This window comes from Methanothrix sp., from assembly GCF_016706325.1.
GTDB lineage: Archaea > Halobacteriota > Methanosarcinia > Methanotrichales > Methanotrichaceae > Methanothrix.
Map to the genome: position 1 here is coordinate 1,276,121 of NZ_JADJJX010000001.1, position 20,028 is coordinate 1,296,148.

Here is a 20,028-nt window from a genome sequence, read left to right on the forward strand (position 1 = left end):
CGATTGCCGAGATATAAGGATTTCGGTACCGCTGAACCGATCTTCAGAGAGGAATTCATCTCCATTTGGAGAGCAGCTTTTTCATGATCTCTGCCACCAGGAGCACCAGCAGTCCTGTTGCCAGGATAAGGGCCCAGCTCTCTATTGTAAGCGGCCGGGTCTCGAATATGAACTGCATGAATGGGATGTAGACCACTGCCAGTATGGCCAGAATCGAGAGCCCGATTCCCATGAGCAGTGTCTTGTTTCCCCAGGGATCCATGCTGAAGACAGACTCCTGCAGAGAGCGGCTGCTGTAGGCATTATAAACAGTAAAAAAACCCAGGCCCACGAAGGCCACAGTCCGGGCATAGCTCACATCGGCATTCGACTGCAGAGTCGTGATATATAGCCCCAAAGTTCCAGCCACAATGGCAGCAGCAGTCCCCAGAGTGTAGATCATCAGCGTGCGGGAGGGCATGGGTTCCCGGGGATCGCGGGGCTTTCTTTTCATGATATCGGAGTGGGAGGGCTCCAGAGCCAGGCCGATGGCGGGAAACTCCTCTGCCACCACATTGATCCACAGGATCTGGGCGGCGAGAAGGGGGAGAGGGAATCCCAAGGCGAGGGCGAAGAAGATGGTGGCCAGCTCAGCAAAGCTGACTGATAGGAGATAGGAGGTGCCTTTCCGAATATTGTCAAAGATCCTTCTCCCCTCCTCAATAGCGCTGACAATGGTGGCGAAGTTATCATCAGCGATCACCACATCTGAGGCCTCCTTGGTGACCTCGGTGCCCGTTCTGCCCATGGCCACGCCGATATCGGCTGCAGTCAGTGCAGGGGCATCGTTTACCCCGTCACCGGTCATGGCCACGATATGGCCTTTCGCCTTCAAGGCCTCCACTATGCGAACCTTGTGCTCTGCTGTCACCCGGGCAAATACAGATACCTCATCTATATGCTCACACAGATCCTCTGCGCTCATCCGGTCCAGCTCCGCTCCCTCGATCACCTCTCCGTTGCCTATCCCCAGCTCCTTGCCAATGGCCCGGGCAGTCAGGCGGTGGTCTCCAGTGATCATGACCGTCCTGATGCCCGCCATCTTGCTGATTCTTATCGCCTCCGGAACCTCCTTCCTTGGCGGATCCATCATGCCGGTGAGGCCGGCGAAGATCAGCCCGGACTCCATTGAGTCGATGCTATCTGCTTTTGCGAGATCATTGATCGATATGGGCTTCCAGGCGAGGGCCAAAACCCGGAGAGCATTCTCAGCCATCTGATCAGCCTCCCCCAGGATCGATCTTTTATCCTGGTCTGAGATGGGCCTGGTCCCATTGGGGCGCATGATCTTTGTGCAATGGCTCAAGACCACCTCTGGAGCGCCTTTCATGGATACAGTATAGCCCTCTCCTCCTGCCTCATCGACTGTTGTCATCCGCATCCTTTCTGAATCGAAGGGAAACTCAACCAATCTATTGTTGCTCTCCTTTATCCTATCGAGAATCCCTGCCTTCTTTGCGGCCACAATCAGCGCCCCCTCAGTGGGGTCACCAACCACCCGCCAGCCATCATTGCCCCTCTCCATGGCCGAGTTGTTGGCATGCACCCCTATCTTGAGGATCCTCGCCAAATCTCTCTCTGCCGGGTCGAGCCTCGATCCATTGGAGATGAACTGACCGGAGGGATCATATCCCGCTCCTGTGACATCGATCTTCCTGTAGGTGCGGATCTCACGCAGTGTCATCTCTCCTGTGGTCAGGGTGCCGGTCTTATCGGTGCATATAACTGTGGTCGAGCCCAGGGTCTCCACCTCGGGAAGCCTTCTGATGATGGCATTCTTCTTGGCCATGGCCTGGGTTCCAAAGGCCAGGGCCAGGGTTACGATGAAGGGGAGGGCCTCAGGGATTCCGGCTACCGCCAGGGCGATGGAGGCGATGAGGGCATCGACGACCGGCAATCCCCGGCTGAACATGAGGATGAAGACTGCAGCCGATATCACCAGCACCAGGATGGCCTGCCTCTTCGCTAGTTGCTGGAGCTTGATCTTGAGAGGGGGCTCGGCCTGTTCCTGCTTCATCAAGCCGGAGATCATCCCCAGCTCTGTACCCCGGCCGGTGGCGGTGACCACTGCCCGGCAGTTGCCCTGAGAGATGATGGTTCCCATGAAGACCATGTTCTTCCTGTCTGCCAGGGCCAGCCTCTCGGGCAGGGGCAGGGCCATCTTCTCCACCGCCTGGGACTCTCCAGTCAAAGAGGACTCGATGACCTGAAGGGAGCTCTCTTCCAGGATGCGGCCGTCAGCGGGCACCTTATCCCCTGCCTCCAGGAAGATCACATCTCCAAAGACCAGCTCAGCAGCCGGGATGGTGCTCAGCCTGCCATCCCTGATCACATCCGCCTCCGGGGCCACCATCTCCCTCAGAGCTTCCATGGCCTTCTCTGCTTTGTACTCCTGGACGAAGCCGATGATGGCGACAAGAACTACAATCCCTAAAATGACATAAGCGTTGGTGGTCTCGCCGGCGATAAAAGAGATGATGGCGGCAAAGATCAAGACCAAGACCATATAATCCTTGAACTTGCCTATGAATATCCTCAATGGCGAGGGTTTGGTGGGGCTTGCGAGCTGATTGGGGCCCTGCTGGGAGAGCCTCTCTTTAGCCTGCTTTGAGCTTAAGCCCTCGTGGTTGGAATCCAGCTTGGATAAGACCTCTTCTGCGGTCATTGAATGCCAGTTCACAGATTTCGGACCTCTTTTGCATTGGGATAATGAGAATCCGTCAATTGTAGAAATACTTAACGCTGATCCTAATGAAATCCAGGAACTGCCTCCCTGATATCTGTTTCCTCATAGGAACTATTCAGTATAATTGAATCATCTTCATCCCCCGGCCACCCTTTGGCCTTCGCCCCGGGGGGGTACCCCGGGAGCAGATACAAAACGGGCCAAGGGTGATCCCCACCAGCGAGGAGCCTTCATTTTCCCTTCCTCTGAAAAGATCCTGTTCGACAGGTTTATAAATCATCAATCCAAGGAAAAAAATGTGCCTCAGAATGCCCGACAGACCAAAAACCTCCATCACAAAACCCCGCCCCCAACCCTGCTCTCAAGGCAGCCGGGGCCAGCTTTGAGGATGTTCGGCCACCCAGTCTCTTCTTTCTTTTGAGGGCAACTGGCAGTTGCCCTGAAAATCAACCAAATCCGGGATGATACCATGCCATCAGATTTATCGGAAAATGAGTTCTCAGTGCTGAAAGCGATATCAGAAGGACTTTCAGATCCACAGAGCATAGCCCAAAGATTGAATATGAAGGTTGAGACTGCTCGAGCGGCAGCCGACACCCTGGCGGAGCAGGAGTTGATCCAGGTCCATAAGTCGGTGGATGAGAGCATCTCCCTGACCACTGAGGGCACCAGTTACGCCCGGGAGGGGCTGCCGGAGAGAAGGCTCCTCTTGTCCCTGGGCACTGGAAAGGCCATCTCCGAGCTTAAGGACCCCGCCCTCAAGATCGGCCTGGGCTGGCTGCGCAAGAAGGGCTGGGCAGCGATAGAAGGGGGCGTGATCAGACCCATTGGCACGCCCAAGGAGGGTGAAGATGAGAGGATGCTCAAAGAGCTGCTCTCCGGTCCAAAGAGCGCCAGGGACTTGGATGAGGGGGCCTGCCTTGCTTTAAAGAGCAGAGGGCTTGTGAAATCAGAAACGACGAAGTCCTGGAAGTACCAGATCACAGATTCGGGCCGGTCAAGGGCAAAGGGCAGCGGATCAACAGGTGAAGCTATTATTGGCAGTGCAGTTATCGAAATAGGTCCCATAACATTATCTTCAGAGGCCATTGCATATCGTACGATTTCCAATATAACAGCAGATATGATAAAAACAGGGCAATGGCGGGAGGTGAATGAGCGCATTTATTGGGAGAGAGATGAGGCCACCCCCCTTTTCTTCCCGCGCCCTTATGATGTCTCCCTCCCTGCGGACAGGATCTTTCCTGGAAAGAGGCATCCCTACCAGCGGCTGATCGATAACATGCGGGAGATCATGCTGGAGATGGGCTTTGTGGAGATCAAGGGTCCGATCGTCCAGACCAGCTTCTGGAACTTCGATGCCCTATTCCAGCCCCAGGACCATCCAGCCAGGGAGATGCAGGACACCTTCTATCTGGAAAGCCAGGGGGATATTCCCGATTACTCCCGGATAAAGCAGATGCATGAATGCGGCGGAGGCATCGGCTCCACCGGATGGGGCGGCTGCTGGAGCCCGGAGGTGGCCCGGCAGGAGGTATTGCGCACCCATACCACCGGGGTGACGATCAAGTACCTGGCAGAGCATCCCCGGCCGCCCGTCAAGGCCTTCGGAATCGATCGGGTCTACCGGCGGGAGGCGATAGACTCCACCCACACCCCAGAGTTCGAGCAGCTTGAGGGGATAGTGATGGATGAGGATGTGAGCTTCTCTCACCTCCTGGGCATCTTAAAGGAATTTTATGAGAAGATGGGATTTCCTGAGGTGCGCTTCCGCCCGGGCTACTTCCCCTACACTGAGCCCTCTGTAGAGCCCGAGGTCTACATCGAGGGGCTGGGATGGGTGGAGCTGGGCGGGGCGGGAGTGTTCAGAAAGGAGGTCACCAGCCCCTTCGGCATCGATCATCCCGTCTTGGCCTGGGGGCTGGGCGTCTCCCGGGTGGCGATGCTCAGGCTGGGGCTGAAGGACCTGAGGCTGCTGTATCAGTCAGATATCGAATGGCTGCGCCGGACGCCTGTATCCATAAAATTGTGAGGTGTGTATTATGCCCGTTGTCAGGCTTTATTATCAGGATATGGAGGGGCTGATTGGCGCCTCCCGGGAGACGATCATGAGCAGGCTGGCCATGATGGGTGCGGACATAGGAAAGAGGGAGGAGGAGGATTATGTGGATGTGGAGTTCTTCCCCGACCGCCCCGACCTCTACAGCCCGGAGGGGGTGGCCAGAGCGATGCAGGGCTTTTTGGGGATCAAGACCGGGCTGGTCAGCTACAATGTCTCCCCGGGCTCTGTGACCCTGCAGGTGGAGGAGTCAGTCAAGCCGGTGCGCCCTCTCATCGGCTGCGCTGTTGTCCGCGGGCTGGAGTTCACCAATGAGGCCATCGAGTCACTGATGGGGCTTCAAGAAGACCTGCACTGGGGTCTGGGCAGGAACCGGAGGAAGGTGGCCATAGGGGTGCATGACATATCGAGGGTCAGGCCCCCCTTCCGCTACTTCGGGGAGAGCCCGCAGCGAAGGTTCATCCCCCTGGATTTCAGCGAGGAGATGAGCATGGAGGAGATCTTGCAGCTGCATCCCAAGGGGAGGGAGTACGGCCATATCCTGAAGGGCTGCCCGGTCTATCCCCTGATTGTGGATGCCGATGATCAGGTTCTCTCCTTCCCGCCGATCATCAATGGCGAGCTGACCTCTGTCACCGAGGAGACTGAAGACCTCTTCATCGATGTCACTGGGACCGACCCCATGGTCCACAAGGCCCTGAACATCGTTGTCAGCTCCCTGGCGGAGAGGGGAGGGAGGATCGAGGGGGTTCTGATCAAGGGGGACGAGGGCGATCATATCAGCCCTGACCTCTCTCCCACTCCTTGGAGGGTGCGGGCGGAGGAGGCCAACCGGCTGATAGGGTTCGGGCTGACGGGCGCAGAGCTGGCCGAATGCCTGCAGAGGATGCGATTTGGAGCCAGCACTGCCGGCGGGGAGGGAGGGGATGAGATGGTACTGGTGCAGGTTCCAGCCTATCGGGCGGACATTATGCACTCCTGGGATATCTTCGAGGATGCAGCTATTGCATATGGCTATGACAATCTGATAGCTCGCCTTCCCCAGACGGTGACTGTGGGCCGAGCTCATCCCTCTGAGTGGCTCAAGGGAGAGATCCGGGAGATAATGGCGGGCCTGGGGTATCTGGAGACCATGCCCTTCACCCTGACCAATGAGAAGGCGCACTTTCAGTGGATGCGCCGGCCCAATGCTCCGGAGGTGGCGGGCGCTGTACGGGTTCTTCATCCCATAAGCGAGCTTCATACCATCCTCCGCACCTCGCTTCTCAGCTCCCTTCTGGAGATCTTCACCCTCAATCAGCATCATCCCCTTCCTCAGAGGATATTCGCCGTTGGGGATGTAGTGCTGGAGAAGAAGACCAGAATGCATCTGGCAGCAGCATCCATTGACAGCAGGGCGAATTTCTCTGAGATCAGATCAGTGGTGGATGCCGTCTTAAGGGAGATGGATCTGAAGGCGAGGGTAAAGATCGCCCCCACTGAGGATGGGGCATTCATGCCGGGCAGGGGAGGGGACCTCTTCGCCGGCGGTGAGCGGATGGGCTGCTTTGGTGAGCTACACCCTGTGCTCTTGCGCAACTTCGGACTGGAGCAGCCGGTGGTGGGACTGGAGATTGAGTTGGGGGAGCTGGAGCTTTAGAGCTTCTCCTTCTTCTTCTCTCGCCCCCTTCTCCCTCATATTCCCACTCGCATGCCTTTTTTATTAAGAATTATAAGAATTATTGAACCGCCGCCTCGAGCAGTGACACATAGACACGAACGCTGCATCCTGTGCTAAGTTGATAAGATGTTTGATACTGATTAGAAATACTGTTTTGATTTTAGTATTAGTTTAAATCTCAATAGTCTCAATATAAGTATATCATGAATATGAATTTAATCAATCCGCCAATATTGCTTGTCGTTTTATTTTGCTCATCTCATCTTATGTGTAATCAGGGGCCTAAATGAAATGCAATGCTATATATTAATCTTTAGATTTTTCAGACTGAAGCACTATCCTCGTTACATGGAACAGCTAGAGGGTATTGTCTCATCCCTGATGAGATCATCTCCTCTCAACAGATCTTCCTTCAAGAGGAGCATCTCTGCCACATTCTCTTAAGAGATCTAGAGTTCATGATTAAAATCATTTGATAGTATAGGCGAGCCCTATTGGCTCTTGGCAAAAGAGGCGGTCGATAATGAGAGATAAGTTGATGTTACTGGTGGTCTTAGTAGGGCTGATATTTGGCTTATCGGCATCAGCTCTGGAATACTCGCCCGATTGTGCTGAATTCAGCAATAAGACCACAGATTGGAACAGAACGCTATCCGTGGACAAATTCGATCCGAGTTTGGGGGTTTTAAAGGGGGTCAAGGTCAGCGCAGACGCCTGTGCCTCTCAGCTCTTCATGCTGGATAGCGAGGATTCAGAGCCACAATGCTGGACTGTAGTCACCAACGCATGGCTTTCTGCGGCCATGCCGGATGGAAAGGATTTCGTCCTCTCCCTTCCGGAGAAAACCAATCAGTTTTGTCTTTCGGCGGATTTGGATGAGGAACCCGACTTTAAAGGAGATGATTCCTTCAGCTTCTTCATCAAAGAATGCGTTAAAGATGAAAGAACCTATAATGATCTGGAGAATTGGATCGGCCCAGGCAAGGTGGAATTCAGAGTAATTGCTAAAGGAATCACCGATGTTGCTGGGAGCTCCAGCTTTGATCAAAGGGTACGAACCTTTGCCAATGAGACTATTTGCGTCACTTACTACTATGAATCGTGTGATGATGGTCTGTGGTGCAATGGTATAGAGACCTCCAATGGTCTGATCTGTCTGCCCGGCACGCCACCCGACTGCAGTGATGGCATCGAGTGTACCATAGACTTCTGCAATGAGGAGACCGACAGGTGCGAGCACCGTGCTGATGACAGCAAGTGCGACGACGGACTGTGGTGCAATGGCGCTGAGACCTGTGATCCTGCCAAGGGCTGTCAGCCCGGCACGCCGCCCGACTGCAATGACGGCATCGAGTGTACCATAGACTTCTGCAATGAGGAGACTGACAGGTGCGAGCACCGTCCTGATGACAGCAAGTGTGATGACGGCATATTCTGCAATGGCGCTGAGACCTGCGACCCGGTTGAAGGTTGTCTGCCCGGCACGCCGCCCGACTGCAATGACAACATCGAGTGTACCATAGACTTCTGCAATGAGGAGACTGACAGGTGCGAGCACCGTCCTGATGACAGCAAGTGCGACGACGGCATATTCTGCAATGGCGCTGAGACCTGCGACCCGGTTGAAGGTTGTCTGCTCGGCACGCCGCCCGACTGCAATGACAACATCGAGTGTACCATAGACTTCTGCAACGAGGAGACCGACGAGTGCGAGCACAGTCCTGATGACAGCAAGTGCGACGACGGACTGTGGTGCAATGGCGCTGAGACCTGTGATCCAGTCAAGGGCTGTCAGCCCGGCACGCCGCCGACTGCAATGACAACATCGAGTGCACCATAGACTTCTGCAATGAGGAGACCGACGAGTGCGAGCACAGTCCTGATGACAGCAAGTGCGACGACGGACTGTGGTGCAATGGCGCTGAGACCTGCGATCCAGTCAAGGGCTGTCAGCCCGGCACGCCGCCCGACTGCAATGACAACATCGAGTGCACCATAGACTTCTGCAATGAGGAGACCGACGAATGCGAGCACAGTCCTGATGACAGCAAGTGCGACGACGGACTGTGGTGCAATGGCGCTGAGACCTGTGATCCAGTCAAGGGCTGTCAGCCCGGCACGCCGCCCGACTGCAGTGATGGCATCGATTGTACCATAGACTTCTGCAACGAGGAGACCGACGAGTGCGAGCACAGTCCTGATGACAGCAAGTGCGACGACGGACTGTGGTGCAATGGCGCTGAGACCTGTGATCCAACCAAGGGATGTCAGCCAGGGACGGCACCAGACTGCAGTGATGGCATCGATTGTACCATAGACTCATGCAACGAGGAGACTGACGAGTGCGAGCACAGTCCTGATGACAGCAAGTGCGACGACGGACTGTGGTGCAATGGCGCTGAGACCTGTGATCCAGTCAAGGGCTGTCAGCCCGGCACGCCGCCCGACTGCAGTGATGGCATCGATTGTACCATAGACTTCTGCAACGAGGAGACCGACGAGTGCGAGCACAGTCCTGATGACAGCAAGTGCGACGACGGACTGGTGCAATGGCGCTGAGACCTGTGATCCAGTTAAGGGATGCCAGCCCGGCACGCAGCCCGACTGGGGTGAAGGCATCGACTGTACCATAGACTCATGCAATGAAGAGACCGACGAGTGCGAGCACAGTCCTGATGACAGCAAGTGCGACGACGGACTGTGGTGCAATGGCGCTGAGACCTGTGATCCAGTCAAGGGCTGTCAGCCCGGCACGCCGCCCGACTGCAATGACAACATCGAGTGCACCATAGACTTCTGCAATGAGGAGACCGACGAGTGCGAGCACAGTCCTGATGACAGCAAGTGCGACGACGGACTGTGGTGCAATGGCGCTGAGACCTGTGATCCAGTCAAGGGCTGTCAGCCCGGCACGCCGCCCGACTGCAATGACAACATCGAGTGCACCAGACTTCTGCAATGAGGAGACCGACGAATGCGAGCACAGTCCTGATGACAGCAAGTGCGACGACGGACTGTGGTGCAATGGCGCTGAGACCTGTGATCCAGTCAAGGGCTGTCAGCCCGGCACGCCGCTCGACTGCAGTGATGGCATCGATTGTACCAAGACTTCTGCAACGAGGAGACCGACGAATGCGAGCACAGTCCTGATGACAGCAAGTGCGACGACGGACTGTGGTGCAATGGCGCTGAGACTTGTGATCCAGTCAAGGGCTGTCAGCCCGGCACGCCCTGACTGCAGTGATGGCATCGATTGTACCATAGACTTCTGCAACGAGGAGACCGACGAGTGCGAGCACAGTCCTGATGACAGCAAGTGCGACGACGGACTGTGGTGCAATGGCGCTGAGACCTGTGATCCAGTCAAGGGCTGTCAGCCCGGCACGCCGCCCGACTGCAATGACAACATCGAGTGCACCATAGACTTCTGCAACGAGGAGACCGACGAATGCGAGCACAGTCCTGATGACGACTTCTGCGATGACTATGATGTCTGCAACGGCATCGAGGTCTGTGATCCAGCCTCAGGCTGCTTGCCCGGCACTCCCCTGGATTGTGATGACAAAGATCCCTGCACCATTGATAGCTGCGATCCAATAGAGGGCTGCATCCACACGGCCATCGATTGCGATGATGGCGATCCATGCACCATTGATGAGTGCATCGATGGCATATGCGTCCACACCCAAATACCAGGCTGTGGCTGCGATTGTTCTGCCTATGCACCGGATATATGCCTGCCTATGGTCTGCATTGAAAGAGGTGGCGTCTTGGTCTGCAAAGACTACAGCCTCCCTCAATACCTGCCGCAAGTGAAGAACAAGGTGATGTCTGCTGGTGGAGGATGCACAGGTGACTGCAAGAGCTTCAATCTAGTCCTTCCATCCAGTATCAATTGGAATACTCCTGGCCCGTATGAGTATAGCGTTGTCTGTGAAGATGCAAGCAAAACCTGCTCTTCCACAGATACAGGGAGGCTGGTCCTGGACTATAACTGCGGCTGCGGAGCTTGTGGATGCTCCGGCTTCTGCTGAACAGAGTGAGGAGCACCATCCTGCTCCAACTCTGATTTTTTTTTTATAAAAACAAAAAAAGAGCCAGGTGATTGAAGTTGGACTGAGGGGGTGATTACGCCCCCTTCAGATCCTCCCGTGAGGTGATATCCTTTATCTCTTTTTTCAGATCCTCGGGCAGCCCCTTGATCTCCACATCCAAAAAGCCGCGAACGATGACGCTTGTGGCCTGCTCAGAGGAGAGGCCTCGGGCCATCAGATACTCCAGCTCCTCCTCGGAGATTCTGCCCACTGCTGCCTCATGGGACATATCCAGATCCCGACAATGGCCATCAAGCTCCGGTATGGAGTAGATCCGCCCCTCATTGGAGAGGAGAAGGCCCGCACACTCCAGATGGGCGCGCGCTCCGGGGACATTGCCCGTCATCCTCCCCCGGGCGATCACATCTCCCCCCATGCAGATTACCCGGGAGATGGACTCGGCGCTGGTCTCAGGGGCATTCAGGAATACATCGCTCCCCACATCGATATTGCCCATAGTGGAGTAGATCACTGTATTGAAGCTGGCCACTGCACCCCGGCCGGCGAGGGTTGCAGTGGGGAAGGTCTGCAGGGTCTTGACCGGGCGGAGCATGATGTAGTTGTTGTACATGGACCCGCCTTCAGCGATGGTCACTCCGGTCCTGGGGCGTACCTCCACCTCCTTTCCCCAGCTATGCACCATGGTGAAGCTAACCTTGGCGTTTTTTTGGATGTAGTACTCTGAGACCCCTATATGCAGCCCCCTTTGAACATGAGAGGGTGTAGTGCAGCCGGTGATGACATGCAGCTCAGAGCCCTCCTCGGCGATGACGATGTTATGGACCCGCTGGTTGAGGTTGGTGGAGCCCAGATACAGGCAGCTCTTGACCGGGAAGACGGTCTTCATGCCCTTCCTGGCGCGGATGAAAAAGCCTGTCGGCGGAGCTTCAGCCACATCTGCAGTGTATTTGTCTGCATCCGCCGCCACCAGCTTCCACCAGTAGTCCTGCAGGAAGTCATACTTCTTCAGGGCGGAGGCAATGTCCATGATCTCCACCCCTTCGTGCAGTGATTTGGCCACCACCGGGGTCTGATCCATCTGCACATAAGCCCCAGAGCTCTCATCGTCCAGGGTCACACCCACGTCCAGAGCCGCCTTCTTTACTGTATTGGGCAGGTCCTCAGCATCATCGACTATGCTCTGAGGCTTGGCCTCGGACTGGTAGCTATCCAGGTCCACATCGGTGCCGTAGAGCGCCTTCTTATCCCGCGCCCGGCGTGCCTTCTCCTCTATGCCTGACATACACACCCCACACAGCCCTCATATCCACTTCTCTTGATCTGCTCCAAGATCTCCCCTGGATCTCCGCTGCAGACGATAGCTCCCCCCAGCATGACATGGGCCCGGTCCGCCTTCATATAATTCAAGATATGGCCGAAGTGAGTGATGATGATCCCGGATTTGGTCCGTTGGCTTGGGCGCTGATCCTTCTGAGTGAGCTGGTTTATGACATCACCGATGAGCTTGATGTTCTCCAGATCCACCCCCGAGTCGGGCTCATCAAGCATCACCAGGTCCGGCTGCTGGGCGAGGAGCTGGACCATCTCCGAGCGCTTGATCTCTCCCCCCGAGAACCCGCGGTTGACATCCCTCTCCGCGAAGGCCTCAAAGTCCATGCTCTTGAGAATGGTGCTGATGTCTGCCTGGGGATTGATGATCTTGATCAGATCCTTGAGCCTCAGGCCGCGGACGGCCGGAGGGCGCTGAAAGGCCATCCCGATGCCCAGGCGGGCCCGCTCATCCATGGACATATGGGTGATATCTTTTCCTTTGAATATGATTCGTCCTTTGTCGACGGTATACCTGGGAATGCCGGCTATGACATTCAAGAGAGTGGTCTTTCCCGTCCCATTGGGGCCGAAGAGGGCATGGGTCTCGCCACTGTTTATCCTAAGGTTTAAGTCCTTCAGAACCTGTTTACTGCCGATGCTGACCGACAGATCTTCAATCTCCAGCAGCCGCATCACCTCCAATTACCTGTTAGGTCTGGCTCAGGGCTTATATTATCTTTTGCTGCCATCGGGCCCTGGGATTGGATCCAGGGTGCATTGGGCCACTGCCTCCAGCTCATCTATCGCCCGGCGGAGGGGGGCGTAGCTCATCACCACTCCGCCCCCCTCTTTCTCCCGCCAGCCCAATAGCCGGCAGAGAGCGGTGTCGTACTCCTCTGTATCGATCTTCCTCCTCTGCAGGTACTCGTGTCCCCATGGCCCAGCCAACAGATACTTGTTCAGTGGATCGGAGCTGCCTGCATAATGCTCAAGCATCGCCGGGGCGGGATCCTCCATCCTGTCAAGGCTCTTTTGCAGAGCGAGAGCCCTCCTCTCCAGATCGGCCTTGCGGGCCAGGCGGGGGCGGTACACCAGCGCCTCCAGGGCCTGCATACGGGCAGAGTCCAGGTTGCGGCGGGCAAAGGAGAGGGAGTTTTGCACCCCCCTCCGGCAAGCCTGCTCTATGGCTGCTCTCTTCTTTCTCCTCTCCTGCTCATCCCGGTCAGGATCAGTCTCTTCTCCTTCCTTCTCCTCCAAGGCCCTCAGGGCAGCGCGAGAGGCATCCAGGCTCCGGGGCACTGACTGCACATAGACCAGGACCCGGCCCAGCTCCGCAGCGGATTGGCCCTGCAGCAGGGGCACAATCAGCCCCTTTATCCTATCCACAGCAGCCAGCAGATCGTCGCTCATAATCCTCTACCACATCAGCCGGGGGGGGATGGTCTGCCCGGCCAACAGGGCGCTTGCATCCTCTCTGCGGCGGATGACCTCCCAGTCATCCCCAGAGACCAGGATCTCTGCTGGCCTCGGCTGGCCATTGTACTGAGAGGCCATGGAGAAGCCATAGGCACCGGCGTCCAGGAAGGCCAGGATATCCCCCCTCACCAGGCGGGGCAGAGGGCGGTCCCGGGCCAGAATATCGCCGCTCTCGCAGATCGGGCCGACGATGGTGTAGATCATCTCTTCCCGCTCCTCTGCATGATCGACCGGCAGGATATGATGATAGGAGTCATATAACATGGGCCGGGCGAGAGCATTGAAGCCGGCATCAACGGCGGCGAAGTTGACAGCAGCCCTCTTGACCACATTGACCCTCGTGAGCATAATGGTGCTATCCGCCACTATGCTCCTGCCCGGCTCCAGTATGAGGCGGGGGGATATCCCCAGATCCCGGCAGCCATCCTCGATCACTGGCAGGATGGCCTGGGCCAGATCCGAGGGCGAGGGGGCGGGGACATCTGGATGGTACTGGATCCCCAGGCCTCCTCCCAGGTCTATCCTTTCCACCTCTCCCCCCTTTGCCGTCACCTCCCGCAGAATGTCCATCATCCTCTCCGCCGCCTCGGCGAAGGGGGCGGTCTGCAGAATCTGGGAGCCTATATGGCAGTGCAGTCCCACCGGCCTTATGCCCTCCAGATCCATTGCCCTCTGATAGGCCCCTGCCACCTCCTCTGCAGAGATGCCGAACTTTGAGGATCTCAGGCCGGTGGCGATCTTGGGATGGGTCTTTGGCGATACATCGGGGTTGACCCGGAAGAGTATCTCCCCCTCCAGGCCCAGCTCGCAGGCGGTCCGGGCCAGGTGCTCCAGCTCCTCATTGGAGTCCATTGATATGCGAACCCCTGCCCGGAGGGCGGCAGCATGATCCAGCTCGCTTTTGGAGTTGCCGTTGAAGAGGATCATATCCCTGGGAATGCCTGCCATCCTGACCAAGGAGAGCTCCCCGGCAGAGAATACGTCCGCCCCCATTCCCTCCTGGGCGGCGATCTGCAGGATGGTGAGGTTGCCGTTGGCTTTCACTGCAAAGTATTTGTCCGCATCCGGAAATGCTCTGTGATAGCGGCGGATGTTCTCCCGCAATCTTCTCTCAGAGGTGACATAAAGCGGTGTGCCCTCCTCTGCTGCCAGCCGGCAGCAATCGACCTCCTCGATATAAAGATGGCCATCAAGAGAGCTGAGATGATCTTTGGATCCAAACATAGATCCCATGATCTCCTCATGATTACTAAATGTTTCCATGAACGGCCCGCTTACCGCAAAAAAGCGATGGGGCGGCAGGCGATGCCGCCCTTGTGCCCTGACACGCCCTCTATTCAGAAAGCCTCATCTCAGCGACCTCAGCCACCTCTCAATCTCCTGTGCGGCGATCTCCCTTCCGCCCAGTCCGAACGCCAAGGCTATGGCCACAGCTATAGCGCCCAGCAGCAGCCCAAAGGCGAGGTTGATGATCTCATCTGCCAGCCCCATGTGCCTGAGGGCCACAGCCCCGGAGAAGACCAATATGGAGATCCTGGCTGCCTGGGCCAGTATCTTCGCCTGGCTGCTGCTGCTGGCCATCACTGTGCTATAGGCCAAATTGGCCAGGTAAATGCCCAGAGCCAGTATCACCAATCCCATCAGAACCTGCCCGGCGAAGATGATGAACTCATAGATCAGATCGGCCATGAGGGTGAAGTTGAGGATTCTTGATGCCTCTATCAGGGCGAAGAGCATTATCGCCACCAACGCCAAGATCCCCGCCACCTGAGAGGGGCTCTTCTCTCCCTCTGCCGGCTCCTTTCCCAGGCCCAGCCAGACCAGTATGGAGTCGAATCCAGCCGCTGCCAGAAGGTTTGTGGCCAGCTCTGCCACGATCTTGCCCAGCACATAAGCGATGGCCAGGATCAAAATGGCCCCGAATACAGAGGGGATGGCAGCTAATATCTGATTGAGCATATTGGATATGGGTCCTGTGACTGAGACCAGATCCAGGGCCTGAAGCGCAGCCATGAGGACAGGGATCAGTATCAGAGCATAGACTATCAGGCCGAGCAAGCCGGCCAGCCCTCGCTGGCCTAAAACCCGGGAGAGGCCCACCCTCTCGCTCAGCCTCTCCGAGCCAAAGGCCACCAGCAGGCTGGTGAGGATCCTTTGCACAATGCGGGCGACAAACCAGCCGAGAAGGAGGATCACTGCTGCAGCAAGCAGATTGGGCAGGAAGCTCAGCATCTTGGCCATCATCACCTGTAGCGGCTCGAGAAGGCCGCCCAATGAGAGGGCATTGAGGACCATGGGCAAAAAGAGTAGCAACACCAGATAGAATACGATCTCGGCAACGGTCTGGCTCAAGGGCATCTCCTTTCCCTCCAGCCCTGCCCTGCTGCCCAGCCCCTCATCCACCTTTGCCGATCGAAGCACTCTCAATATCACCCTCTTGAGGAGCATGGCCAGGACTATAGCGACGATCGCTATCAGGATTGCAGCAAAGAGCTTGGGGATATAGGCGAAGACCACAGTCAGCATCGCATTCAGTGGTTGAGCAACCATTGTAAGGCCTAAGGCCTCAAAGAACGCCACCACTACAAAGAATAATAATATATAATATATTATCCGAGTGATCCACTGATTTGAATCTATAGACCTGGCCCTCTCCTCTCCCAATGCCATGCGGACGATCCTTTCATCCATCGAGGTGCGGCGTAGCGCTTTGCCAATGGTTGAGCTTACAGCCAGGGCCACGATCCATCCCACAATGAGGATGATCAGGGCAATAGTGATATTGGAGCTCATCGGCCCCAAGATCTGAGTTATCTGATCGCTTATTGTCATAGGAATACCTTCCTTTTTCTACAAATCAATCTGGATAGGAAAAATACTATCATTAATAATGAGCAATACCTTTACTTAAGGCTGGTGGATGATCGGCGGCGAATTTGTCTGCACTGCCGTCATTCCAGGTTCATCCTTGAGATGCTGGCTGCCTGGATGTTGACTGTTGGGATGCCTGCTGCCTGCTGCCCGCTGCCTGTATTCCAGCTGTCTGGATGTCAGCTGTCTGGATGTCAGCTGTCTGGATGTCAGCTGTCTGGATGTCAGCTGTCTGGATGTCAGCTGTCTGGATTTCGGCTATGAGGCCAGAGCCGCTCCTTGTGGCCCAGGCCGGTGATTCTGTTGCCTGCCCCTCCTGCGATTGATTAAGGCCCAGCCAGGAGGCCCTTGAAGGCGCACCGCCACTCCAGGATCTCGCTCTTGCCGGCATGAGCGAGGTATGCATCTATGCCAATCCGTCTGAGCAGGACACAAAGTTTAAGTACATCGCGTTAATTTGGTTCGTTCGAAAAAATCTGGATGGAGGGTCTCACTGCCATGTCTAATTTGGAACGATTGGGCGCTTGGATCACCGCTAATCCTGCGATAATCATCCTGGCGGCATTTCTTCTGACACTGGCATCCTTCCACTACGCCCAGCAGATAGAGAGCCAGGGGATGACCACCGAGGCCTTCATCTCCAAGGACTCTGCCCTCTACCAGCTTTACGATCATCTTTATCTGGAGAACTTCGGCTCCGACGGCAATATGATACTCATCGAGGGCGATGATGTGGCACGGGATGCAGTCCTGAGAGCCATCCTCCGCCTATCGGATCATATGCACCAGGTGGAGCATGTCCTGGGGGTGCAGAGCGTGGCCGATTGGGTCGCCGATGAGGAGTTCAGGAGGAGGGGAATCCGTCAGATCCCCTCTCAGGAGAGGATAGACGAGATCCTGGCCGCTGCCGGCCCCTCCATCGCTCACCTGATGCCAGATCGGGGACACACCCGGGTCATCATTGGCATGCCCACCAGCTCCGCCCTGACTGAGAGGCAGAGGAACAAGCTTCTCGTGGAGACAGAGAGGGCTGTGGACTGGGCAGAGCTCCCCTCCGGCTACAGCGTGACCATCACCGGCGATCCCTCCTTTCAGGCGGCAATAGTGGAGATGATGAATAACACCAATGGCCGGATCCTTGCCCTATGTGGTGTGCTGATGATCGTGGCCCTGCTGCTCTTTTTCAATCATGTCCGCTGGCCTCTGCTCCCTTTGCCAGTGGTCCTGCTGGGCATCATCTGGACTCTGGGTGCCATGGGCTTCCTCCATATCCGAATGGGCATGACCACATTTGCCGCCTTTCCCATAATGGTCGGGATTGGCATAGATTATGCCATCCAGTTCCATAACCGTATGGATGAAGAGGTGACCAAAGGCAAGAGCGTCCTGGAGGCCTCTGCCAGAACTGTGAAATATGTGGCCATCCCGGTTCTCGTCGCCCTGGCGGTAACCGAGGCTGGCTTCTTCTCCCTTCTCAGCTCCACCGTTCCCTCGACTCAGGACTTCGGAAAGATGTGCATGATCGGCCTATTCATGTGCTACCTATCAGCCCTGTTTGTGAATATGACCATCCTTTATCAGTCGGAAAAGAGGTTCCCCAGAGGGAAGAAGAGCGCTGCAAATTCTGAGAGAGGCTCGCCGATCGGCGCTTTCATTGAGAGCACTGCCAGCTTCAGCATCCAGAGATGGAAGACGGTGCTTGCCCTGGCTTTGCTTTTGGCCCTGGCGGGAAATTATGCTGATGTTCTGGTCCCCATAGAGACGAACTCCCAGAACTATATCCCCTCTGATCTGCCCCCTCTGATCGACCTGAAGCACATGAAAGATATCTATGGGGGAACAGACTCGATCAAATTCCTCATCCAGGCGGATGACGTCACCAGGCCGGAGAACCTCAAATGGATGGATGATTTTAGCCGTTACCTGCTGACATCGCGGGAGGATCGGACAGATGGGGCCACAAGCATTGCCACCTACATCAAAGCGGCCAACGGAGGAGAGCTGCCCGATGAGAGCACCCGGGCCAGGGAGATCATCGCCTCTCTGCCCGCATCCGTGAGCAGTGCATACATGAGCGGCCACAACCTGGCGATAATCGATGTTAATATAGGCAATGCCCAGCTCAACCTGGGAACGGAGGGGATGGAGCGGCTGGTCCGGTCTTACGAGGACGACCTGGCCTGGCATACCCCTCCGCCTGGAGTCTCAGTCCGGATCACCGGCCAGCCAGTGCTCATGACCACAGTGATGGACGCCCTGACTGATGGGAGGGTGGAGATGTCACTGCTCGGCCTCCTCCTGATCTTCCTCCTGCTTCTGCTGATCTACCGGGACCTGATCAAGGCCCTCTTGCCAGTGCTGCCCATGCTGGTGGTGATCGGCTGGATGGGGCTGGTCATGTACTACGGCGGCCTGAAGTACACCCCCCTCACAGCCACATTGGGTGCTCTCGTCCTGGGGGTGGGCTCTGAGTACGCCATCCTTATGATGGAGCGCTTCTATGAGGAGCTGGCAAATGTAGGCAACCCCTTTGACGCCCTGAAGATCACTGCCAATCGCATAGGATCGGCTCTGGTGGCATCGGGGATGGCGGTCATCTTCGGCTTTGGCGCTCTGATCGCCTCTCCCTTCAACATAATCAGCAACTTCGGAGTGGTCACAGTGATGTCGGTCGTCCTCGCCCTGGTCACCACCTTCACAGTCTTCGTGGTCCTGGCCATAAGGATGGAGGTTCAGCGTGAGGTGCTGGAGAACGCAAGACTGGAACTGAAAAGAGCAATCGCCCTGATAAATAATCAAAGATGGAGAAGGTGTAATGGAAATTAAGTATGCCATCGCCCTGGCCTTTATGTTCATCCTCCTGGCTCCCGGGTCGGCCCAGAACAGCTACATACCCCTGGAGCTTGGCGGTGACAATTATTATACTATGTACGGCAGCCCGGATATATCGGCAAGCATCTCCGGCACAGATGAGTTCGAGCGGGGAGACACCGTCACCCTCCTCCTCGATCTGACCAACTATGGCCGGATCATAGGCTTCAAGCAGGACCAGACACCCCAGAATGCCAAGGAGTATGCCCTGGCCAGTGCAGAGTTGCAGGAGGAGCACAAGAAGCCCACAGCGCTGGGGATCACCACCACCCTCGTCTCCGGGAGTCCTCTGATAGATGTCAAATCCGGCGCCCAGGTGGTCGAATCACTCCGGTCGGGGGATAAGACCCAGTCCCCTCTGAAGTTCACCATAAAGATCGGAGAGCATGCCCCTGCTGGCGAGTACCCACTCCACTTGAATATGACCTATGATTATCAGGATAACGTCCGGGTTTATGCCTCCAAGCTGGTCAGTGAAGGGGGCACATCCACCTTCTCCAACTACCGGGTCTCCTATGTCTATCAGAAGGCCAACCAGACGGTGCCCATCACCATCCGGGTGAAGAGGCAGGCGGATTTTGTGATCCAGAAGACCACTGCATCTCTTGTTGCCGGGGGCAAGAGGCAGGAGATTTATGCCACATACAAGAATATCGGCGAGGATCCGGTGCGAGATGCCGTGGCCAGGCTCTCCATCTTCAAGCCCTTCTCCTCCACTGATGATCAGGCCTTCATTGGATCTTTGGATCCTGGGGATGAGAGCACAGTCCTATTCCGGATGGATGTCGATTCCGATGCCACGCCCAAAGATTATGGCATAAGCAGTGAGATCAAGTATACCGATGTCAAGGGAGAGACGGTGATCTCGGAGAGCATGAAAATACCAGTCAGGGTCGAGCCTGCTGCCCGCTCCCTTCTCCTGCCGGCAGCCCTGGTGCTGATCCTTCTGATCGTTCTGGGCGGCTATATCTACAGCAAGAGGCAGAGGAAGCCCTGAGGG

At 56.2% G+C, this 20,028-nt stretch carries 16 protein-coding genes; 8 read left to right on the forward strand and 8 right to left on the reverse strand.

Annotation, left to right across the window (positions count from 1 at the left end; translation table 11 throughout):
• Nucleotides 1-55: 55 nt before the first annotated feature.
• Nucleotides 56-2,719 (reverse strand): HAD-IC family P-type ATPase, encoded by a 2,664-nt coding sequence (locus IPI63_RS06710; protein WP_292477557.1) that lies wholly within the window; start codon nt 2,717-2,719, stop codon nt 56-58.
• Between the two features lie 475 nt (nt 2,720-3,194).
• On the opposite strand from IPI63_RS06710, the gene IPI63_RS06715 reads away from it, so the two are divergent.
• The 3 genes from IPI63_RS06715 to IPI63_RS06725 all read left to right on the forward strand — a co-directional run bounded on the left by IPI63_RS06715 (nt 3,195) and on the right by IPI63_RS06725 (nt 8,284).
• Complete coding sequence (locus tag IPI63_RS06715; protein WP_292477559.1) at nt 3,195-4,757, forward strand: phenylalanine--tRNA ligase subunit alpha; 1,563 nt, start codon at nt 3,195-3,197, stop codon at nt 4,755-4,757.
• Nucleotides 4,758-4,767: 10 nt separating this feature from the next.
• Nucleotides 4,768-6,423 carry a phenylalanine--tRNA ligase subunit beta gene (gene pheT / locus IPI63_RS06720; RefSeq protein ID WP_292477561.1) on the forward strand — a complete coding sequence of 552 codons (1,656 nt, stop codon included), beginning with the start codon at nt 4,768-4,770 and terminating at the stop codon, nt 6,421-6,423.
• A gap of 544 nt (nt 6,424-6,967) precedes the next feature.
• A complete protein-coding gene (locus tag IPI63_RS06725; protein WP_292477564.1) occupies nt 6,968-8,284 on the forward strand; it encodes a choice-of-anchor E domain-containing protein in 1,317 nt (438 codons plus the stop codon).
• On the opposite strand, the gene IPI63_RS06730 is transcribed toward IPI63_RS06725, so the two are convergent.
• Both IPI63_RS06730 and IPI63_RS06735 read right to left on the reverse strand, forming a co-directional pair.
• Nucleotides 8,236-8,637 carry a hypothetical protein gene (locus IPI63_RS06730; RefSeq protein ID WP_292477566.1) on the reverse strand — a complete coding sequence of 134 codons (402 nt, stop codon included), beginning with the start codon at nt 8,635-8,637 and terminating at the stop codon, nt 8,236-8,238. The genes IPI63_RS06725 and IPI63_RS06730 overlap by 49 nt on opposite strands.
• 126 nt (nt 8,638-8,763) lie before the next feature.
• Complete coding sequence (locus tag IPI63_RS06735; RefSeq protein WP_292477567.1) at nt 8,764-8,955, reverse strand: hypothetical protein; 192 nt, start codon at nt 8,953-8,955, stop codon at nt 8,764-8,766.
• 7 nt (nt 8,956-8,962) lie between these two features.
• Between IPI63_RS06735 and IPI63_RS06740 the strand changes: the two genes are divergently transcribed.
• Both IPI63_RS06740 and IPI63_RS06745 read left to right on the forward strand, forming a co-directional pair.
• Entirely contained in the window at nt 8,963-9,406 is a 444-nt protein-coding gene (locus IPI63_RS06740) for a hypothetical protein (protein WP_292477569.1), read from the forward strand.
• Entirely contained in the window at nt 9,312-10,478 is a 1,167-nt protein-coding gene (locus tag IPI63_RS06745; protein ID WP_292477571.1) for a hypothetical protein, read from the forward strand. The genes IPI63_RS06740 and IPI63_RS06745 overlap by 95 nt, the downstream gene beginning before the upstream one ends.
• A 94-nt stretch (nt 10,479-10,572) precedes the next feature.
• On the opposite strand, the gene IPI63_RS06750 is transcribed toward IPI63_RS06745, so the two are convergent.
• From IPI63_RS06750 to IPI63_RS06770, 5 genes are all read right to left on the reverse strand, one after another.
• Nucleotides 10,573-11,781 (reverse strand): SufD family Fe-S cluster assembly protein, encoded by a 1,209-nt coding sequence (locus IPI63_RS06750; protein ID WP_292477574.1) that lies wholly within the window; start codon nt 11,779-11,781, stop codon nt 10,573-10,575.
• Nucleotides 11,769-12,497, reverse strand: a complete 729-nt coding sequence (gene sufC, locus IPI63_RS06755; RefSeq protein ID WP_366850887.1) for a Fe-S cluster assembly ATPase SufC — start codon at nt 12,495-12,497, stop codon at nt 11,769-11,771. The genes IPI63_RS06750 and sufC overlap by 13 nt, the downstream gene beginning before the upstream one ends.
• A 45-nt stretch (nt 12,498-12,542) precedes the next feature.
• Nucleotides 12,543-13,220 carry a hypothetical protein gene (locus IPI63_RS06760; RefSeq protein WP_214080282.1) on the reverse strand — a complete coding sequence of 226 codons (678 nt, stop codon included), beginning with the start codon at nt 13,218-13,220 and terminating at the stop codon, nt 12,543-12,545.
• A 6-nt stretch (nt 13,221-13,226) separates the two neighbouring features.
• Nucleotides 13,227-14,510, reverse strand: coding sequence for a diaminopimelate decarboxylase (lysA, locus tag IPI63_RS06765; RefSeq protein ID WP_292477579.1), 1,284 nt, complete (start codon nt 14,508-14,510; stop codon nt 13,227-13,229).
• Between the two features lie 123 nt (nt 14,511-14,633).
• Nucleotides 14,634-16,118 carry a mechanosensitive ion channel gene (locus IPI63_RS06770; protein WP_214080283.1) on the reverse strand — a complete coding sequence of 495 codons (1,485 nt, stop codon included), beginning with the start codon at nt 16,116-16,118 and terminating at the stop codon, nt 14,634-14,636.
• Between the two features lie 171 nt (nt 16,119-16,289).
• On the opposite strand from IPI63_RS06770, the gene IPI63_RS06775 reads away from it, so the two are divergent.
• The 3 genes from IPI63_RS06775 to IPI63_RS06785 all read left to right on the forward strand — a co-directional run bounded on the left by IPI63_RS06775 (nt 16,290) and on the right by IPI63_RS06785 (nt 20,025).
• Nucleotides 16,290-16,421 (forward strand): pentapeptide repeat-containing protein, encoded by a 132-nt coding sequence (locus IPI63_RS06775; RefSeq protein ID WP_366850889.1) that lies wholly within the window; start codon nt 16,290-16,292, stop codon nt 16,419-16,421.
• A 234-nt stretch (nt 16,422-16,655) separates the two neighbouring features.
• A complete protein-coding gene (locus IPI63_RS06780) occupies nt 16,656-18,983 on the forward strand; it encodes an RND family transporter (RefSeq protein ID WP_214080284.1) in 2,328 nt (775 codons plus the stop codon).
• Complete coding sequence (locus IPI63_RS06785) at nt 18,973-20,025, forward strand: COG1361 S-layer family protein (RefSeq protein ID WP_214065868.1); 1,053 nt, start codon at nt 18,973-18,975, stop codon at nt 20,023-20,025. The genes IPI63_RS06780 and IPI63_RS06785 overlap by 11 nt, the downstream gene beginning before the upstream one ends.
• Nucleotides 20,026-20,028 lie beyond the last annotated feature (3 nt).